This is a genomic window from Streptomyces sp. NPDC087844 (assembly GCF_044742785.1).
In the GTDB taxonomy this organism is placed as follows: Bacteria; Actinomycetota; Actinomycetes; order Streptomycetales; family Streptomycetaceae; genus Streptomyces.
The window spans coordinates 447,017-461,055 of record NZ_JBIUVD010000002.1 but is presented as its reverse complement, the minus strand read 5'-3'; the positions used below and the strand labels follow the sequence as shown (position 1 = coordinate 461,055).

Genomic DNA, 14,039 nt, shown 5'->3' with positions numbered 1-14,039 from the left:
CCCGGAGCCGCCCGCCTGGGACGATCCGCGCCACCGGACCTCCATGCTGCGGCAGTGGTCCAGGGACCTCGCCATGGGCGTCAAGTTCGCGTTCAACGGCGGTCGCGAGGGCTGGGTACGGGTCCTGCTCACCGGTGTCGGCGTGGGGCTCGGCGTGGCGCTGCTGCTGCTCACCACCGCCATCCCGAGCGCGCTGCAGGCACGGTCCGACCGTGAGTACGCCCGGATGGACCTGGTGATGAACGGTGTCGAACCGGCCAAGTCCGACAACACGGTGCTCGTCGCGAACGTCGACACCGAGTTCCGCGGCCTGGACGTGCGGGGCCGCCAGTTGGAACCCGAGGGCCTGCGGGCACCGCTGCCGCCCGGGATCGAGAAGTTCCCCGCGCCGGGCGAGATGGCCGTGTCCCCCGCGCTGAAGGAACTGCTGGACTCCAAGGACGCCGATCTGCTGCGCGACCGGCTGCCGTACCGCGTCACGGGAACCATCGCCGAGAGCGGCCTGATCGGCTCGGCCGAACTCGCCTACTACACGGGCGGCCAGGACCTGGCCGAGTTCGACGAAGGCTCCCGCATCACGCGCCTCAGCACCTTCGGCGCGACGAAGGGGCCCTCGGAGGAGATGGACCCGGTCCTTCTCCTGCTCGTCCTCACGGTCTTCGTGGTGCTGCTGATGCCGGTCGGCGTCTTCATCGCCGCGGCCGTACGCTTCGGCGGCGAGCGACGCGACCGCAGGCTCGCCGCACTGCGGCTGGTCGGCGCCGACGGCCGGATGACCCGCCGGATCGCCGCGGGCGAGGCGCTCGCCGGAGCCCTGCTCGGGCTGCTCTTCGGCATCGGCTTCTTCCTGATCGGCCGCCAGATCGCCGGTTCCCTGGAGCTCTTCGGGATCAGTGTCTTCCCGAGTTACCTCAACCCGACGCCCGTACTCGCCTTCCTGATCGCTGTCGCAGTCCCGGCCGCCGCGGTGGCGGTGACGCTCCTCGCCCTGCGCGGGGTGGTCATCGAGCCGCTCGGCGTGGTGCGTACGGCCAGGCCCGCGCGGCGCCGGCTGTGGTGGCGGCTGCTGCTGCCGCTGGGCGGCCTCGGTCTGCTCACCCCGATGATCGGCAAGGGCAACAACAACGGCGACTTCAACGAGTACATGGTGACCGGCGGTGTCATCCTGCTCCTCGTCGGCATCACCGCGCTGCTGCCGTGGATCGTGGAAGCCGTCGTCGCCCGTCTGAACTCGGGACCGGTCTCCTGGCAACTGGCAGTTCGCCGGCTGCAGTTGAGCAGTGGCACCGCGGCCCGCATGGTCAACGGCATCGCGGTGGCGGTGGCCGGCGCGATCGCCCTGCAGATGCTGTTCGCCGGTGTCCAGGACGACTTCACGAAGTCCACCGGCCAGGACCTCTCGCGTGCCCAGATGGAGATCTCCGTACCGAAGTCCGTCCCCCTCGCCGACGCCCGGCAGAAGCTCGCGGACACCCGCGGTGTGCGCGGCGCCGTCGCGCTGTCCGACACCATCCTGAGCGAGCGGGCGAAGAACCCCGACACGTCCTCGCTGATCACGGTCGGCGACTGCGCCGCCCTGCGCGAGGTGGCGAAGCTGCCCTCGTGCCGCGAGGGCGATGTGTTCGCCGTGCGGGGTGCCGAGTACGACTCGGAGACCGCGAAGTTCGCCGATCCCGGCCACAAGCTCGTCATCGACCCCTCCTACGACGACCTCACGAAGGGTACGGAGGTGGCCTGGACCGTGCCGAAGGACATCAAGAAGGCCGATCCGCGCAAGGACCCGACGGGTTGGGAGCGGGGCGGTTTCCTGTTCACCACGAGTGCGCTGCCCGCCGCCGCGGTCCCGGCCGCCAGCGGGACGGTCTACCTCAAGCTCGACGCGACGGTCCCGGACGGGAGGGAGCTCGTGCGCAACACCGCGGCACGGATCAGCCCGCTCGCGGACTCCATGGCGTACACGGGGAGCGAGCGGTCGGACCGCTTCGACTCCATCCGCACCGGGCTGTTCGTCGGCGCGGCCTGTGTCCTCGCGCTGATCGGGGCGAGCCTGCTGGTCTCCCAGCTGGAGCAGTTGCGCGAGCGCAAGAAGCTGCTCTCGGCGCTGGTCGCCTTCGGCACCCGGCGCCGCACGCTGAGCCTGTCGGTCCTGTGGCAGACCGCGATCCCGGTCGCGCTGGGCCTGGCCCTCGCCTCGGCGGTGGGCCTCACCCTGGGCACGGTCCTCCTGAAGATGACGGACACGACGGTGACGGTGGACTGGCTGAGCGTCCTGGCCATGACAGGCATCGGCGCGGCGGTCGTCCTGCTGGTAACGGCCCTGAGCGTCCCCCCACTACTACGCCTGATGCGCCCGGACGGCTTGCGCACGGAGTAGCCCCGAGGGGGCGCCCCACAGGGGCGCGGACTCTTCAGGGGCGCGGGGAACGGCGCAGTCTCTTAGGGGCGCGGGGAACGGCGCAATCTTTTAGGGGCGCGGGGAACGGCGCGACCAGCCACAACGGCGCCGCACCGTCCCCACCCCCTGGGGCCCAAGGCCCAAGGCCCAAGCCGTTGCCGGTACAGGTGTCACAACACCCGTACCGGCAACGGCTTCAGCGCTTCCCGAAGCGCCCCGGCCAACTCCCCGTACTCCCCCGCCCGCGCAGCCCCACCCCGCATGGCGAGCGCGACCCGCCGCGTAGGAGCGGGCTCCGCGAAGAACCCGGTGAGCAGCTGACTGCTACGAGCCGTCTCGACCGTGACGGCCGTACGCGGCAACAGCGTCACCCCCAGACCGCCCGCGACCAGTTGCACCAGAGTGGAAAGCCCCGCCGCGGTCGTGGTGACCGGCGCGTCCGCCCGCCCGGCCTCCCGGCAGATGTCGAGCGCCTGGTCACGAAGACAGTGCCCCTCGTCCAGGAGCAGCAGATTCAGCTCGCGCAGCGCCTCGCGCGCAATGCCCTCCCTGCCGCCCAGCCGGTGGTCCAGCGGGGTGACCAGCACGAAGTCCTCGTCGTACAGCGGAAGTTCGACGACCCCGGGCACTCCGAGGGGTACCGCGAGCAGCAGCAGATCGAGCCGGCCCGTGGTGAGCCCTTCCAGGAGGCTCGACGTCTGCTCCTCGTGGACCTGGAGGTCGAGCGCCGGATAGCGGTCGTGGACGAGCCGCAGGACGGTCGGCAGCAGATACGGCGCCACCGTCGGGATCACCCCGAGCCGCAGCACCCCGGTGAACGGCGCCCGTACCGCCTCGGCCTCCTCCAGCAGGGCACCCACCGCGTCGAGCACCGCCTTGGCCCGTACGGCCAGCCGCTCGCCCGCCGGTGACAGGAGCACCTTGCGGGTCGTGCGCTCCAGCAGCGTCACGCCAAGGGTCTCCTCCAGCGCCGAGACCGCGCCGGACAGCGCGGGCTGGCTCATGCCGAGGGCGGCGGCGGCGTCCCTGAAGTGCAGATGCTCGGCCACCGCGGCGAAGGCGCGCAGTTGCGAGAGGCTGGGCTGCCTCCTCCTGACGGGGGGCACGGGGGGCACGGGGCTCCTTTCGCTCATCTGTCCACCTAGGCATACACGCGCACTCGTACACACCGCTCACGTGCACTGATAGGCATTTCCGATCAACATGACCGAGTGTAGCTATTTCCCGAATCAATACACCCTGTGCCACGATCATGGACGCCCAACCCATGAGAAAACCCCTTAAAAGGTGGTTTTCTTCGCAGTAAGGAGAGCCCGTGCTCACTGTCGGTGACAAGTTCCCCGAGTTCGATCTGACTGCCTGTGTCTCGCTGGAGAAGGGCAAGGAGTTCGAGCAGATCAACCACAAGACGTACGAAGGTCAGTGGAAGATCGTCTTCGCGTGGCCCAAGGACTTCACCTTCGTGTGCCCGACCGAGATCGCGGCCTTCGGGAAGCTCAACGACGAGTTCGCCGACCGTGACGCCCAGGTCCTCGGCTTCTCCGGTGACTCCGAGTTCGTGCACCATGCCTGGCGCAAGGACCACCCGGACCTGACCGACCTGCCCTTCCCGATGATGGCCGACTCGCGGCACGAGCTCATGCGCGACCTCGGCATCGAGGGCGAGGACGGCTTCGCCAAGCGTGCCGTCTTCGTCGTCGACCAGAACAACGAGATCCAGTTCTCCATGGTGACCGCCGGCTCCGTCGGCCGTAACCCCAAGGAGGTCCTGCGGGTCCTGGACGCGCTGCAGACCGACGAGCTGTGCCCCTGCAACTGGACCAAGGGCGAGACCACTCTCGACCCGGTCAAGCTGCTGGCCGGTGAGTGACCCATGTCCCTCGACGCGCTGAAGTCCGCGATTCCGGACTACGCCAAGGACCTCCGGCTGAACCTCGGTTCGGTCATCGGCAACTCCGGCCTTCCGCAGCAGCAGCTGTGGGGCACGGTGCTCGCCTGCGCCATCGCCTCGCGGTCGCCGCGGGTGCTGCGCGAGCTGGAGGAGGAGGCCAACGCGAAGCTCTCGCCCGAGGCCTACACGGCGGCGAAGTCCGCCGCGGCGGTCATGGCGATGAACAACGTCTTCTACCGCACGCGGCATCTGCTCTCCGACCCGGAGTACGGGACGCTGCGGGCCGGGCTCCGGATGAACGTGATCGGGAACCCCGGTGTGGAGAAGGTCGACTTCGAGCTGTGGTCGCTCGCCGTGTCCGCGATCAACGGGTGCGGGCAGTGTCTCGACTCGCATGAGCAGGTGCTTCGTAAGGCGGGTGTCGACCGGGAGACCGTCCAGGAGGCCTTCAAGATCGCGGCGGTGGTGCAGGCGGTGGCGGTCACGCTGGACGCCGAGGCGATCCTGACCCAGTAGCTCCGCGGGGTCCCGTCACGTACGCAGGGGCTGCAAGACATCTTTCAGCCCGTCCGGCGTTTGAGGACGAGCGCGCAGCGCGATTGCGGGGGCGAGGGGGCGCAGCCCCCATGTGGTGACGGGACAACGCCCTACGCCGGCGGCGGCGCGTCCACCGGGGGCGGGGCGGCAGCCGCCGCCGTCGACCCGTGCGGCCCCGGCGAGTGCCGCAGCGCCACCTCGCGGGAGTGGGAACGCAGATACCCCACCACCGTGTTGGTCACCGCGACGAGCGGCACAGCGACCACCGCACCACCGATCCCCGCGACCATCCCACCCGCCGCCACGGACAGGACGACGGCCAGCGGATGCACCCGCACCGCCCGCCCGAGGATGAACGGCTGCAGGATGTGGCCCTCGATCTGCTGGACGGCCAGCACCACGGCAAGGGTCATGACCGCCGTGAAGACGCCCTGGGTCACGAGGGCGACGACCACGGCCAGCGCCCCGGAGATGACGGCACCGACGAGCGGGATGAAGGCGCCGAGGAAGATGAAGACGGCGAGCGGGACGGCCATCGGGACGTCGAGGAAGAAGATGCCGAGACCGATGAAGGTGGCGTCGATCAGGGCGACTATCACCGTGCCGCGGACGTACGCGGTGAGGGTGCGCCAGGCCCGCGGTCCCGCTCCCGCAACTCCTGGACGCGCCGCCGCCGGGACCAGCTTGAGCGTCCACTCCCAGATGCGCTTGCCGTCGTAGAGGAGGAAGAGCGTGGAGAACATCGTCAGGAGGATGCCGGTGAGCGCCTCGACGATGACGGTGACGCCTTCGAGCCCCGCGGACGTGATCTCCTCGGTGTTCGCCCCGACCGCCTCGCGCAGGCTCTTGGCGATGTCCTTGATCTGGTCCTCGGTGACGTGGAACGGGCTGTTCAGCAGCCAGCGCTGCAGCTCGTCGATGCCGTCCTGGATCTGGTCGGCGAGGTTGTTGATGTTCTCCATGACCTGCCAGACCACGAACCATCCGACCAGCCCCATGATGACGAAGCCGAGGATCGCGGTGAGCGCGGTGGCGAGGCCGCGCGGGAACCCGTATCCGCGCAGCCGGGCGACCGTGGGCTGGAGCAGGGCGGTGATGAGCAGCGCGGAGACGAAGGCCAGGACGACCAGTTGTACGGCGCTGATGACGCGCATCAGCACCCAGACGGTGCCCGCGAGGACGAGCAGCCGCCAGCCGGCCTCGGCGGCGACCCGCATCCCCCACGGAACGGCGGTGGCGGGATCGGGGCGGACGTGATCGACCGTGCCCGCGGGCGACGCCCCTGAGGGAGACGACTGAGAGGCGTCCGTACCGACCGCTTCGTCCTTGTCGTCGATCTCGTCGTCCTTCTCGGCTGCCGCGCGGCGCGCGTCCAGCCTTTCTCCCACTTCGGTGAGCCCGGCACCGATCCGGCCGAACCAACCTGGCACTCGCGACATGACCCGTCCTCTTCCCCCGTTGCTTCCCACCACTCCTCCCTGGAGCCCCTGGGGTCCCTGGAGTCGTCGGCATCGACCGTACATGGCAGAAGCCCCTCACCGTAGGACGGTGAAGGGCTCCGCGGGGTTGAGCCGTCGGCGGCTCAGTAGTAGTTGTTGGCCTGCCAGAAGTCCCAGGCGCCGCACGGGCTGCCGTAGCGGCCGTCCATGTAGCTCAGGCCCCACTTGATCTGCGTCGCCGGGTTGGTCGCCCAGTCGGCACCGGCCGAGGACATCTTCGAACCCGGCAGGGCCTGCATGAGGCCGAACGCGTCGGAGGTGGGGTTGTCCGCCTGGTAGTTCCAGCTGGACTCGTGGTCGACGATCCGGCTGAAGCACGCGAACTGGTCCGCCGGAACGAGCTGGCGGGCCATCTCCTGGACCTCGGCGGCGGTGTACGACGCCTTGACCGTGAAGCTGGAGGCGTCACGCGTGGCGGAACGGCTGGCGACCTTCTTGGCCTCCTTGCGCTCCTTCGCCTCCTGCTCGGCCTTCTCAGCGGCCTTCTCGGCGGCCTCCTGCTTGGCGACCGCGTCCTTGGCCGCCTGCTTGCGCGCGGCTGCTTCGGCGTCCTTCTTGGCTGTCGCGTCCGCCGCGATGGCCTGGGAGTCGGCCTGCTGAGTCAGAGAGGCGGTCTGCACCTGCGCTTGCGCGCCCGCGGGTATGTCCGCGAGGAGCGTCGCGCCGCTCGCCGTTGCCTCGGCGTCGTCGCTCGCCGGTGCGGTGCTGCCCGAGGCAACACCCGTAACAGCGCCGACGGCGGTGACTGCGGTGGCCGAGGCCACTGCGAGCCCACGGACCGAAATCCGGCTCACACGGTTTCCTTCCAGCATCGACCGCTACAGGTGACCCTCGCGGACGCAATCTTGCCCCTGGCACTGGCCTCCCAACTGCGGGGTCACGGGAGGCACGGGCCCGGTGGGCAACTCCCCTGCGGGGGAGCGCCGCTTGGTGCGCGGGCGGCATACGACGGCGTTATGGAGTTCTGAGGTTCTTGCTGTGCTGTGCCGCTGGGGGTACAGCTGTGTCGTATGCGGGGCCTGACAGGAGTGAGACTCTGCCGTAACCCGGCGCCGGGAGGCAATTCTGTACCGGGTGTGAAAGCTCACACCTCGTTTGCCTCAGAAGTTTTTCGGAAACGAGCGCGCATGACGACGCCGCCCGGCTAGGCTCTTCGCCTTTGCCGGACGGCGCCAACTACCGTGCAGCCACCACCTGTCGGACAGACCGGGACGGGTGAGGGCAGCCGGGATCAGATCTGTCCGTCCTCCAGCATTTCGGTCACAAGGGCGGCAATCTGGGACCGCTCGGACCTGGTGAGTGTGATGTGCGCGAAGAGCGGATGCCCCTTCAGTTTCTCGACGACGGCCACCACTCCGTCGTACCGGCCGACCCTGAGGTTGTCCCGCTGGGCCACGTCATGGGTCAGGATCACCCGTGAATTCGAGCCGATTCGGGACAGAACGGTCAACAGGACGTTCCGTTCCAGGGATTGCGCCTCGTCCACGATCACGAACGCGTCGTGGAGGGAGCGGCCGCGGATGTGCGTGAGCGGCAGGACCTCCAGCATGCCGCGCGCGGTGATCTCCTCGATGACCTCGCGGCTGGTGACCGCGGAGAGCGTGTCGAAGACCGCCTGGGCCCAGGGGCCCATCTTCTCGGACTCGGAACCGGGCAGATAGCCCAGCTCCTGCCCGCCGACCGCGTACAGCGGCCGGAAGACCATCACCTTCTGGTGCTGGCGCCGTTCGAGCACGGCCTCCAGGCCCGCGCACAGGGCGAGCGCCGACTTTCCGGTGCCGGCCCGCCCGCCCATCGACACGATCCCGATGTCCGGGTCGAGCAGCAGATCCAGCGCGATGCGCTGCTCCGCGCTGCGGCCCTTGATACCGAAGGCCTCCCTGTCACCGCGTACGACCCGGACGTTGCCCTCGGCCGTCACACGTCCCAGCGCCTTGCCGCGCTCGGACTGGATCATCAGACCCGTGTGGACGGGGAAGTCGGACGCCTCGGGGACGTACAGGCTCTCCTGGTCGAAGAGGAGGTCCACCTGCTCGCCGGAGAGCGTCAGTTCGGACATTCCGGTCCAGCCGGAGGAGCCCGTGATGGCGAGTTCCGCCCGGTACTCCTCGGCGAGGAGCCCGACCGAGGAGGCCTTGATCCTCAGCGGAAGGTCCTTCGACACGACCGTGACGTCGAAACCCTCCGCCTGCAGATTGCGGGCGACCGCGAGGATGCGGGAGTCGTTGTCCCCCAGGCGATAGCCGCTCGGCAGCACGCTGGGGTCCGAGTGATTGAGCTCGACACGGACCGTTCCACCCAACTCCCCGGTGGGGATGGGTGCGTCGAGACGGCCATATTTCACCCGGAACTCGTCGAGCAGACGCAGGGCCTGCCGGGCGAAGTAGCCGAGTTCGGGATGGTGCCGCTTGGCCTCCAATTCCGTGACCACGACGATCGGCAGCACTACTTCGTGCTCGTCGAAGCGGTTCATGGCGTGCGGGTCGGCCAGCAGGACGCTGGTGTCGAGAACATAGGTGCGCCGGTCTGGCATACGGCGCTTTGTGCTGGTCACCACGGAAGGACGTACCCCCTCGGATGAGGTCGGGGAGCGACGGAGGAGAGGTGGACCGGTTTCCGGCACCGATGCACGGGCCGTGAACCGGCCCTCCGTCTCGTCCGTACTGACCGCACGGTCGCGCTGGTGCAAAGGGCCTCCCGGGCGGACGGCCCCGTGCCGTCCGCTGAGATCCGACACCCGTGATTCGGGCGTCGACCTGGAGGCTTTATGCCCTCGAACGAGCCATGCCATGCCAGCACACATGGCGGCGCCCTGGTGAACTCCTCATTACTCCCACCCCAAAGGACCAATCCCCGGTCCCGCGGCAGCCCTTGGCGACGGGGCCGCCTCAGTCCCTCATCCGCCGTAGCGCCGGTGGCGGGCCGCGTAGTCGCGCAGGGCGCGCAGGAAGTCGACCTTGCGGAAGGCCGGCCAGAAGACCTCGCAGAAGTAGTACTCGGAGTGGGCCGTCTGCCAGAGCATGAATCCGGACAGCCGCTGCTCGCCGCTCGTACGGATCACGAGGTCGGGGTCGGGCTGGTCGCTGGTGTAGAGGTGCTTGCCGATCATGTCGACGCTGACGTCCTCGGCGAGTTTCTCCAACGAGGTGCCCTTGTCGGCATGGTCGAGGATCATCGAGCGCACGGCGTCGGCGATCTCCTGACGGCCGCCGTAGCCGATGGCGACGTTGACCAGTATCCCGCCGACGTGCGCGGTGGACTCCTCGGCCTCCTTCAGGACGGTCTGCATCCGCGGGGGCAGGATGTCGGGCGTGCCGACGTGGTGCACGCGCCAGCGGCCGTCGGCGGCGAGGGAACTCACGACGTTCTCGATGATGCCGAGCAGCGGTACGAGTTCTTCCTCCGGGCGGTCGAAGTTGTCCGTGGACAACAGCCAGAGGGTGACGACCTCGACGTCGGTCTCGGAGCACCAGCCGAGGAATTCCTCGATCTTGTGGGCTCCGGCCCGGTGCCCCTGGGCGGCGGTGCTGCCGGCGGCCTTCGCCCAGCGCCGGTTGCCGTCCATGATGACCCCGATGTGCTTGGGCACCTGGTCGTGGTCAAGGTGGCCTTCCACCCTGCGTGCATAGAACCTGACCAGCAAGCGGCGCAGGTTGTCGCGCAGGTTCACGTTTTCGTCAGCCCCTCCGTGCAGATGGCAGTCCCCGAGGGCGACACCCTACCCCCGCCGGATCGCCCCTCCCCTAGGGGTACAAGGCCTCCGGCCGCTGGACGGACCGGGAGCGAGGGCGCCCGGCTCCGCACGACTGCGGCTCTGGGGCGTACGCCCGGCGCGGGCCGGCGCACAAAAAAACGGGCCGGTCCGTGGGGGGGAGACGGACCGGCCCGAGGGGGGGTTTCCACCATAACCCTTCGTAAGTGATGTCGCGCGCATCGGCGTGCCACAACTACTCTCCGGAGTCGACTGGCAACGTCTGAGTGGGAGTGGAGGCGTTCATTCAGAGGCAGATCATGGCCGATTCCCAGCGAATTCGAAGGAGATCGAGGAGAATCCGAAGAGAACCAGGGGGTTCGCACGAGGATATGAGGCGTTGACCCATCCGCCTCGGACGTACGCCCCAAGAGTGACGCGGCCGGGTGACGACTGCCCCCGCCCCCGGAAATCAAGGGGAGTGGCGGGCACCGCGCAGCCCCCTCCGCAGCGCGGTGCCGTCCCGCGCAGCTTTGCTGACGCGAATTGCCTTGGTCCGAACTTACGGGACCTCGAAGAGCGGAATGAGCCAAACGGCATAACGATGTGGAAACTCTGTGAGCGTTTCAGGGATTTTTGCAGCCGCCCTCAACCCGGACCGAGACGTTATTGCTGCTCTTTGCTGCTCCTTGAGTGTTTACATCAGGCAATTTCCACCGAATCCTCATCATGCGTGGATTGATCACCTTTAGCTCGCATACGGCTTGAGCCGGGACGGCCGACGGCAGCAAGCGGACAGGATCTGACCTAGTTCACCTCTAGCGTCGCCGCCATGACATCGAGGAGCACGAGGGTCACCTGGGACGAGGCCGGCGCGCGGCGCTACGGGCGTCAGCTGCTGCACCTGCCCGCACGGTCCGGGACACCTCTCGCCGAGGTCGCGTCCACGCTGCTCGCCGTGCACGCCCAGGTCCTGTCGGCGGCCGAGCTCTCCCTGGCCCTGCGACGCGGCGGCGCGACCCGCCAGGACGTGCGGTCGGCGCTGTGGGACGAGCGGAGCCTGGTGAAGACGTACGGCCCGCGGGGGACGATCCATCTCCTCGCCGCCGACGAGCTCCCCTTCTGGTCCGCCGCCCTGACCGCCGTGCCGAGCGGTACGAGCCCGAACCCGGCGGTGCGCATGACCGCCGACCAGGAGGAGCAGGTCGTCGCCGCGGTCGGCGACGCCCTCGACGGACGGCGGCTGACCATCGACGAGCTGTCCGAGGAGGTCGTGTCCCGCACCGGACCGTGGGCCGGGGATCCGGTGATGGAGGCGTTCCAGGGCAAGTGGCCGCGCTGGCGCCAGGTGATGCACCGCGCGGGCCAGTCCGGCGCCCTGTGCTTCGCCCCGAACCGGGGCCGCAAGGCGACGTACACCCGCCCACCGCGCTTCGACCCGCTCCCCGCCGACGAGGCCCTCGCCACCCTCGTACGCCACTATCTCCACGCGTACGGTCCCGCGACGCCGCGGCACTTCGCCAAGTGGGCCGCCGCGCCCCGGGGTTGGGCCGCCACCCTATTCTCGTCCCTGGCGGCCTCCGGCGGGATCGAGGAGGTCGACTTCGAGGGGACGCCCGCCTGGGTGGCGGCGGGCGACACCGCCTTCCCCACCGAGGCCGTACGGGGCGTGCGGCTCCTCCCCTACTTCGACGCGTACGCCGTCGCCGCCCAGCCGCGTGAGCGGATGTTCCCCGGCGCCGCCTACGCGCGGGCACTGGCCGGCGGGCAGGCGGGGAACTTTCCCGTGCTGCTCGTCGACGGGGTGGTCGCGGGGGTCTGGCACCAGCGGCGGCGGGGGAAGCGGACGACGGTGACGGTGGAGCCGCTGGGGCGGCTGACCGGCGCGCAGCACGCGGAGTTGGGCGAACAGGTCGAGCGGGTGGGCGAGATCCTGGAGGCGGAGCCGGAACTGGTGGTGGGAGAGGTGACGGCCGGGGCGCACGCCTGACCGGCTCGGGCTCCTCAGCCGGTCTACGGGGTCCCATGCGAGGAAGGGGTCCCATGCGAGGAAGTGGTCGTGGGCCTACTCGCGCCAGGCGCTCTCCCGCAGCAGACGCAGGCCGTTGAGCCCGACCAGGATCGTGGAGCCCTCGTGGCCGGCGACGCCGAGGGGCAGCGGCAGGTGGCCCGCCAGGTCCCAGACGACCAGGACGCCGATGAACGCCCCCGCCAGGCACAGGTTCTGCACGACCAGGCGCCGGGCGCGACGGGAGAGGGCGACCGCCTTGGGCACGGCGGTGAGGTCGTCGTGGACGAGTACGGCGTCGGCGGTCTCCAGGGCCAGGTCCGAGCCCGCCCGGCCCATCGCGATGCCGGTGTGGGCGGCGGCCAGGGCGGGGGCGTCGTTCACCCCGTCGCCGAGGAAGAGCAGCCGGCCGCCCAGATCCCGTACCGCTTCGGCCTTCTCGTGCGGGAGCAGGCCGGCGCGTACGCCGTCGGAGGGGATGCCGGTGCGCTCGGCCACCGCGTGGGCGGCCCGGGGGTTGTCGCCGGTGAGGAGCGCGGGCGGGGCGGTGGTGAGGCGGTTCAGCGCGGTGACGGCGGCGGGGGCGCCGGGGCGGATCCGGTCGGCCAGGAGCAGCCAGCCCGCGCGTACGCCGTCCACGCGCACCACGACCGCCGTGCCGTCGGTGTCGGGGACCGCCGCCCCCTCGCCGAGACGCTCGGGCGAACCGACCGCCACCTCGCGTCCGGCGACGGTCGCGGTCACTCCGCACCCGGGCGCGGACCGGAAGTCGTACGCCTCCTGGAGCGCGTTCGCGAGGGGGTGCCCGTGAGCGTTCTCGTGCGGAAGGTCCTGGGCGGCGGCCACGATCGCGCGGGCCAGCGGGTGCTCGCTGCGGTGCTCGGCGGAGGCCGCGAGGGAGAGCAGCTCGTTCTCCGAGAAGCCCGGTTCGGGGAGGATCTTGGTGAGGTGGGGCGTGCCTTCGGTCAGCGTGCCGGTCTTGTCGTAGGCGATCCGGTCGGTCTGCCCGAGGCGTTCCATCACGACGGCGGACTTGATGAGCACGCCGTGGCGGCCCGCGTTGGCGATGGCCGACAGGAGCGGCGGCATCGTCGCCAGGACCACCGCGCACGGCGAGGCGACGATCATGAAGGTCATGGCGCGCAGGAGCGCCCCGGTGAGGTCGGCGCCGAAGGCGAGCGGGACGGCGAAGACGAGGACGGTCGCGGCCACCATGCCGAGCGCGTAGCGGTGTTCGATCCGCTCGACGAAGAGCTGTGTCGGGGCCTTCGTGCGGGACGCCTCCTCGACGAGGGCGACGACCCGCGCGATGACCGTGTCGGAGGGGTCGCGCTCGACGCGGACGCGCAGGGCGCCGGTCCCGTTCAGGGTCCCGGCGAAGACCTCGTCGCCCACTGCCTTCGGTACGGGCAGGGGTTCCCCGGTGATGGTCGCCTGGTCGATGTCGCTCGCACCGTCGAGGACGCGGCCGTCGGCTCCGACGCGCTCTCCAGGGCGTACGAGGATCACGTCCCCGACGGCGAGCGCGCCCGCCGCGACGGTCTCCTCCCTCTCCCCCTCCGCGCCGCTCATGGGGCGCAGCCGGGTGGCCGTCGGGGGTGCCAGACCGAGGAGACCGCGGACGCTGTCCTCAGTGCGGGCGGTGGCCAGGGCCTCCATCGCGCCCGAGGTGGCGAAGATGACGATGAGCAGCGCGCCGTCCATGACCTGGCCGATCGAGGCCGCGCCGAGCGCCGCGACGATCATCAGCAGGTCGACGTCGAGAGTCTTCCCGCGCAGCGCCCTGAGCCCTTCGAGCGCGGGCTCCCAGCCGCCGGCCAGATACGCGGCGGCGTACAGCGGACCCCACAGCCAGGCGGTCGCGCCGAGCAGTTGGAGCGGGAGCGCGAGCAGGAAGGCCGCCGTGGAGACGGCGGCCCAGCGGGCTTCGGGCAGGGCGAGGAGACGGGTGTCGGCTGGCTGCACGAGCGCCACCATACAGGAACACATGAATACGTCTTCATTTATGCGGCCGATCC

Annotated in this window: 10 protein-coding genes; 4 read left to right on the top strand and 6 right to left on the bottom strand. The window is 69.9% G+C overall.

Features of this window, described 5'->3' with window-relative positions:
* The first annotated feature begins 43 nt into the window (after positions 1-43).
* A complete protein-coding gene (locus ACIOKD_RS05655; RefSeq protein ID WP_402079222.1) occupies positions 44-2,374 on the top strand; it encodes an ABC transporter permease in 2,331 nt (776 codons plus the stop codon).
* 191 nt (positions 2,375-2,565) lie between these two features.
* On the opposite strand, the gene ACIOKD_RS05650 is transcribed toward ACIOKD_RS05655, so the two are convergent.
* Positions 2,566-3,510, bottom strand: a complete 945-nt coding sequence (locus ACIOKD_RS05650; protein WP_402078579.1) for a LysR substrate-binding domain-containing protein — start codon at positions 3,508-3,510, stop codon at positions 2,566-2,568.
* Positions 3,511-3,710: 200 nt separating this feature from the next.
* Here ACIOKD_RS05650 and ACIOKD_RS05645 point away from each other — a divergent pair, with 200 nt between their 5' ends.
* Positions 3,711-4,265, top strand: coding sequence for a peroxiredoxin (locus tag ACIOKD_RS05645; protein ID WP_402078577.1), 555 nt, complete (start codon positions 3,711-3,713; stop codon positions 4,263-4,265).
* Between the two features lie 3 nt (positions 4,266-4,268).
* The gene (locus ACIOKD_RS05640; RefSeq protein ID WP_402078575.1) at positions 4,269-4,802 is read left to right on the top strand and encodes an alkyl hydroperoxide reductase; all 534 of its coding nucleotides are present in this window, start codon (positions 4,269-4,271) and stop codon (positions 4,800-4,802) included.
* A 131-nt stretch (positions 4,803-4,933) separates the two neighbouring features.
* On the opposite strand, the gene ACIOKD_RS05635 is transcribed toward ACIOKD_RS05640, so the two are convergent.
* The 4 genes from ACIOKD_RS05635 to ACIOKD_RS05620 form a co-directional block, all read right to left on the bottom strand.
* On the bottom strand, positions 4,934-6,262 hold the full coding sequence (locus ACIOKD_RS05635; RefSeq protein WP_402078572.1) for an AI-2E family transporter: 1,329 nt from the start codon (positions 6,260-6,262) through the stop codon (positions 4,934-4,936).
* A gap of 143 nt (positions 6,263-6,405) precedes the next feature.
* Positions 6,406-7,116: a lytic transglycosylase domain-containing protein gene (locus tag ACIOKD_RS05630; RefSeq protein WP_402078570.1), complete on the bottom strand. Its 711-nt coding sequence runs from the start codon at positions 7,114-7,116 to the stop codon at positions 6,406-6,408.
* A 437-nt stretch (positions 7,117-7,553) separates the two neighbouring features.
* Positions 7,554-8,879, bottom strand: a complete 1,326-nt coding sequence (locus ACIOKD_RS05625; protein WP_402078567.1) for a PhoH family protein — start codon at positions 8,877-8,879, stop codon at positions 7,554-7,556.
* A 339-nt stretch (positions 8,880-9,218) separates the two neighbouring features.
* The gene (locus ACIOKD_RS05620) at positions 9,219-9,992 is read right to left on the bottom strand and encodes an isoprenyl transferase (protein ID WP_402078564.1); all 774 of its coding nucleotides are present in this window, start codon (positions 9,990-9,992) and stop codon (positions 9,219-9,221) included.
* A gap of 853 nt (positions 9,993-10,845) precedes the next feature.
* Here ACIOKD_RS05620 and ACIOKD_RS05615 point away from each other — a divergent pair.
* Complete coding sequence (locus tag ACIOKD_RS05615) at positions 10,846-12,003, top strand: winged helix DNA-binding domain-containing protein (RefSeq protein ID WP_402078561.1); 1,158 nt, start codon at positions 10,846-10,848, stop codon at positions 12,001-12,003.
* A gap of 75 nt (positions 12,004-12,078) precedes the next feature.
* On the opposite strand, the gene ACIOKD_RS05610 is transcribed toward ACIOKD_RS05615, so the two are convergent.
* Positions 12,079-13,986: a heavy metal translocating P-type ATPase gene (locus ACIOKD_RS05610; RefSeq protein WP_402078559.1), complete on the bottom strand. Its 1,908-nt coding sequence runs from the start codon at positions 13,984-13,986 to the stop codon at positions 12,079-12,081.
* Between the last annotated feature and the right edge of the window lie 53 nt (positions 13,987-14,039).

What these genes read in the sequence shown, in the direction of transcription:
- ACIOKD_RS05655 (WP_402079222.1), top strand. Translation starts at nt 44, where the DNA reads ATGCTGCGGCAGTGGTCCAGGGACCTCGCCATGGGCGTCAAGTTCGCG.
- ACIOKD_RS05640 (WP_402078575.1), top strand. Translation starts at nt 4,269, where the DNA reads ATGTCCCTCGACGCGCTGAAGTCCGCGATTCCGGACTACGCCAAGGAC.
- ACIOKD_RS05635 (WP_402078572.1), bottom strand. Translation starts at nt 6,262, where the DNA reads ATGTCGCGAGTGCCAGGTTGGTTCGGCCGGATCGGTGCCGGGCTCACC.
- ACIOKD_RS05615 (WP_402078561.1), top strand. Translation starts at nt 10,846, where the DNA reads ATGACATCGAGGAGCACGAGGGTCACCTGGGACGAGGCCGGCGCGCGG.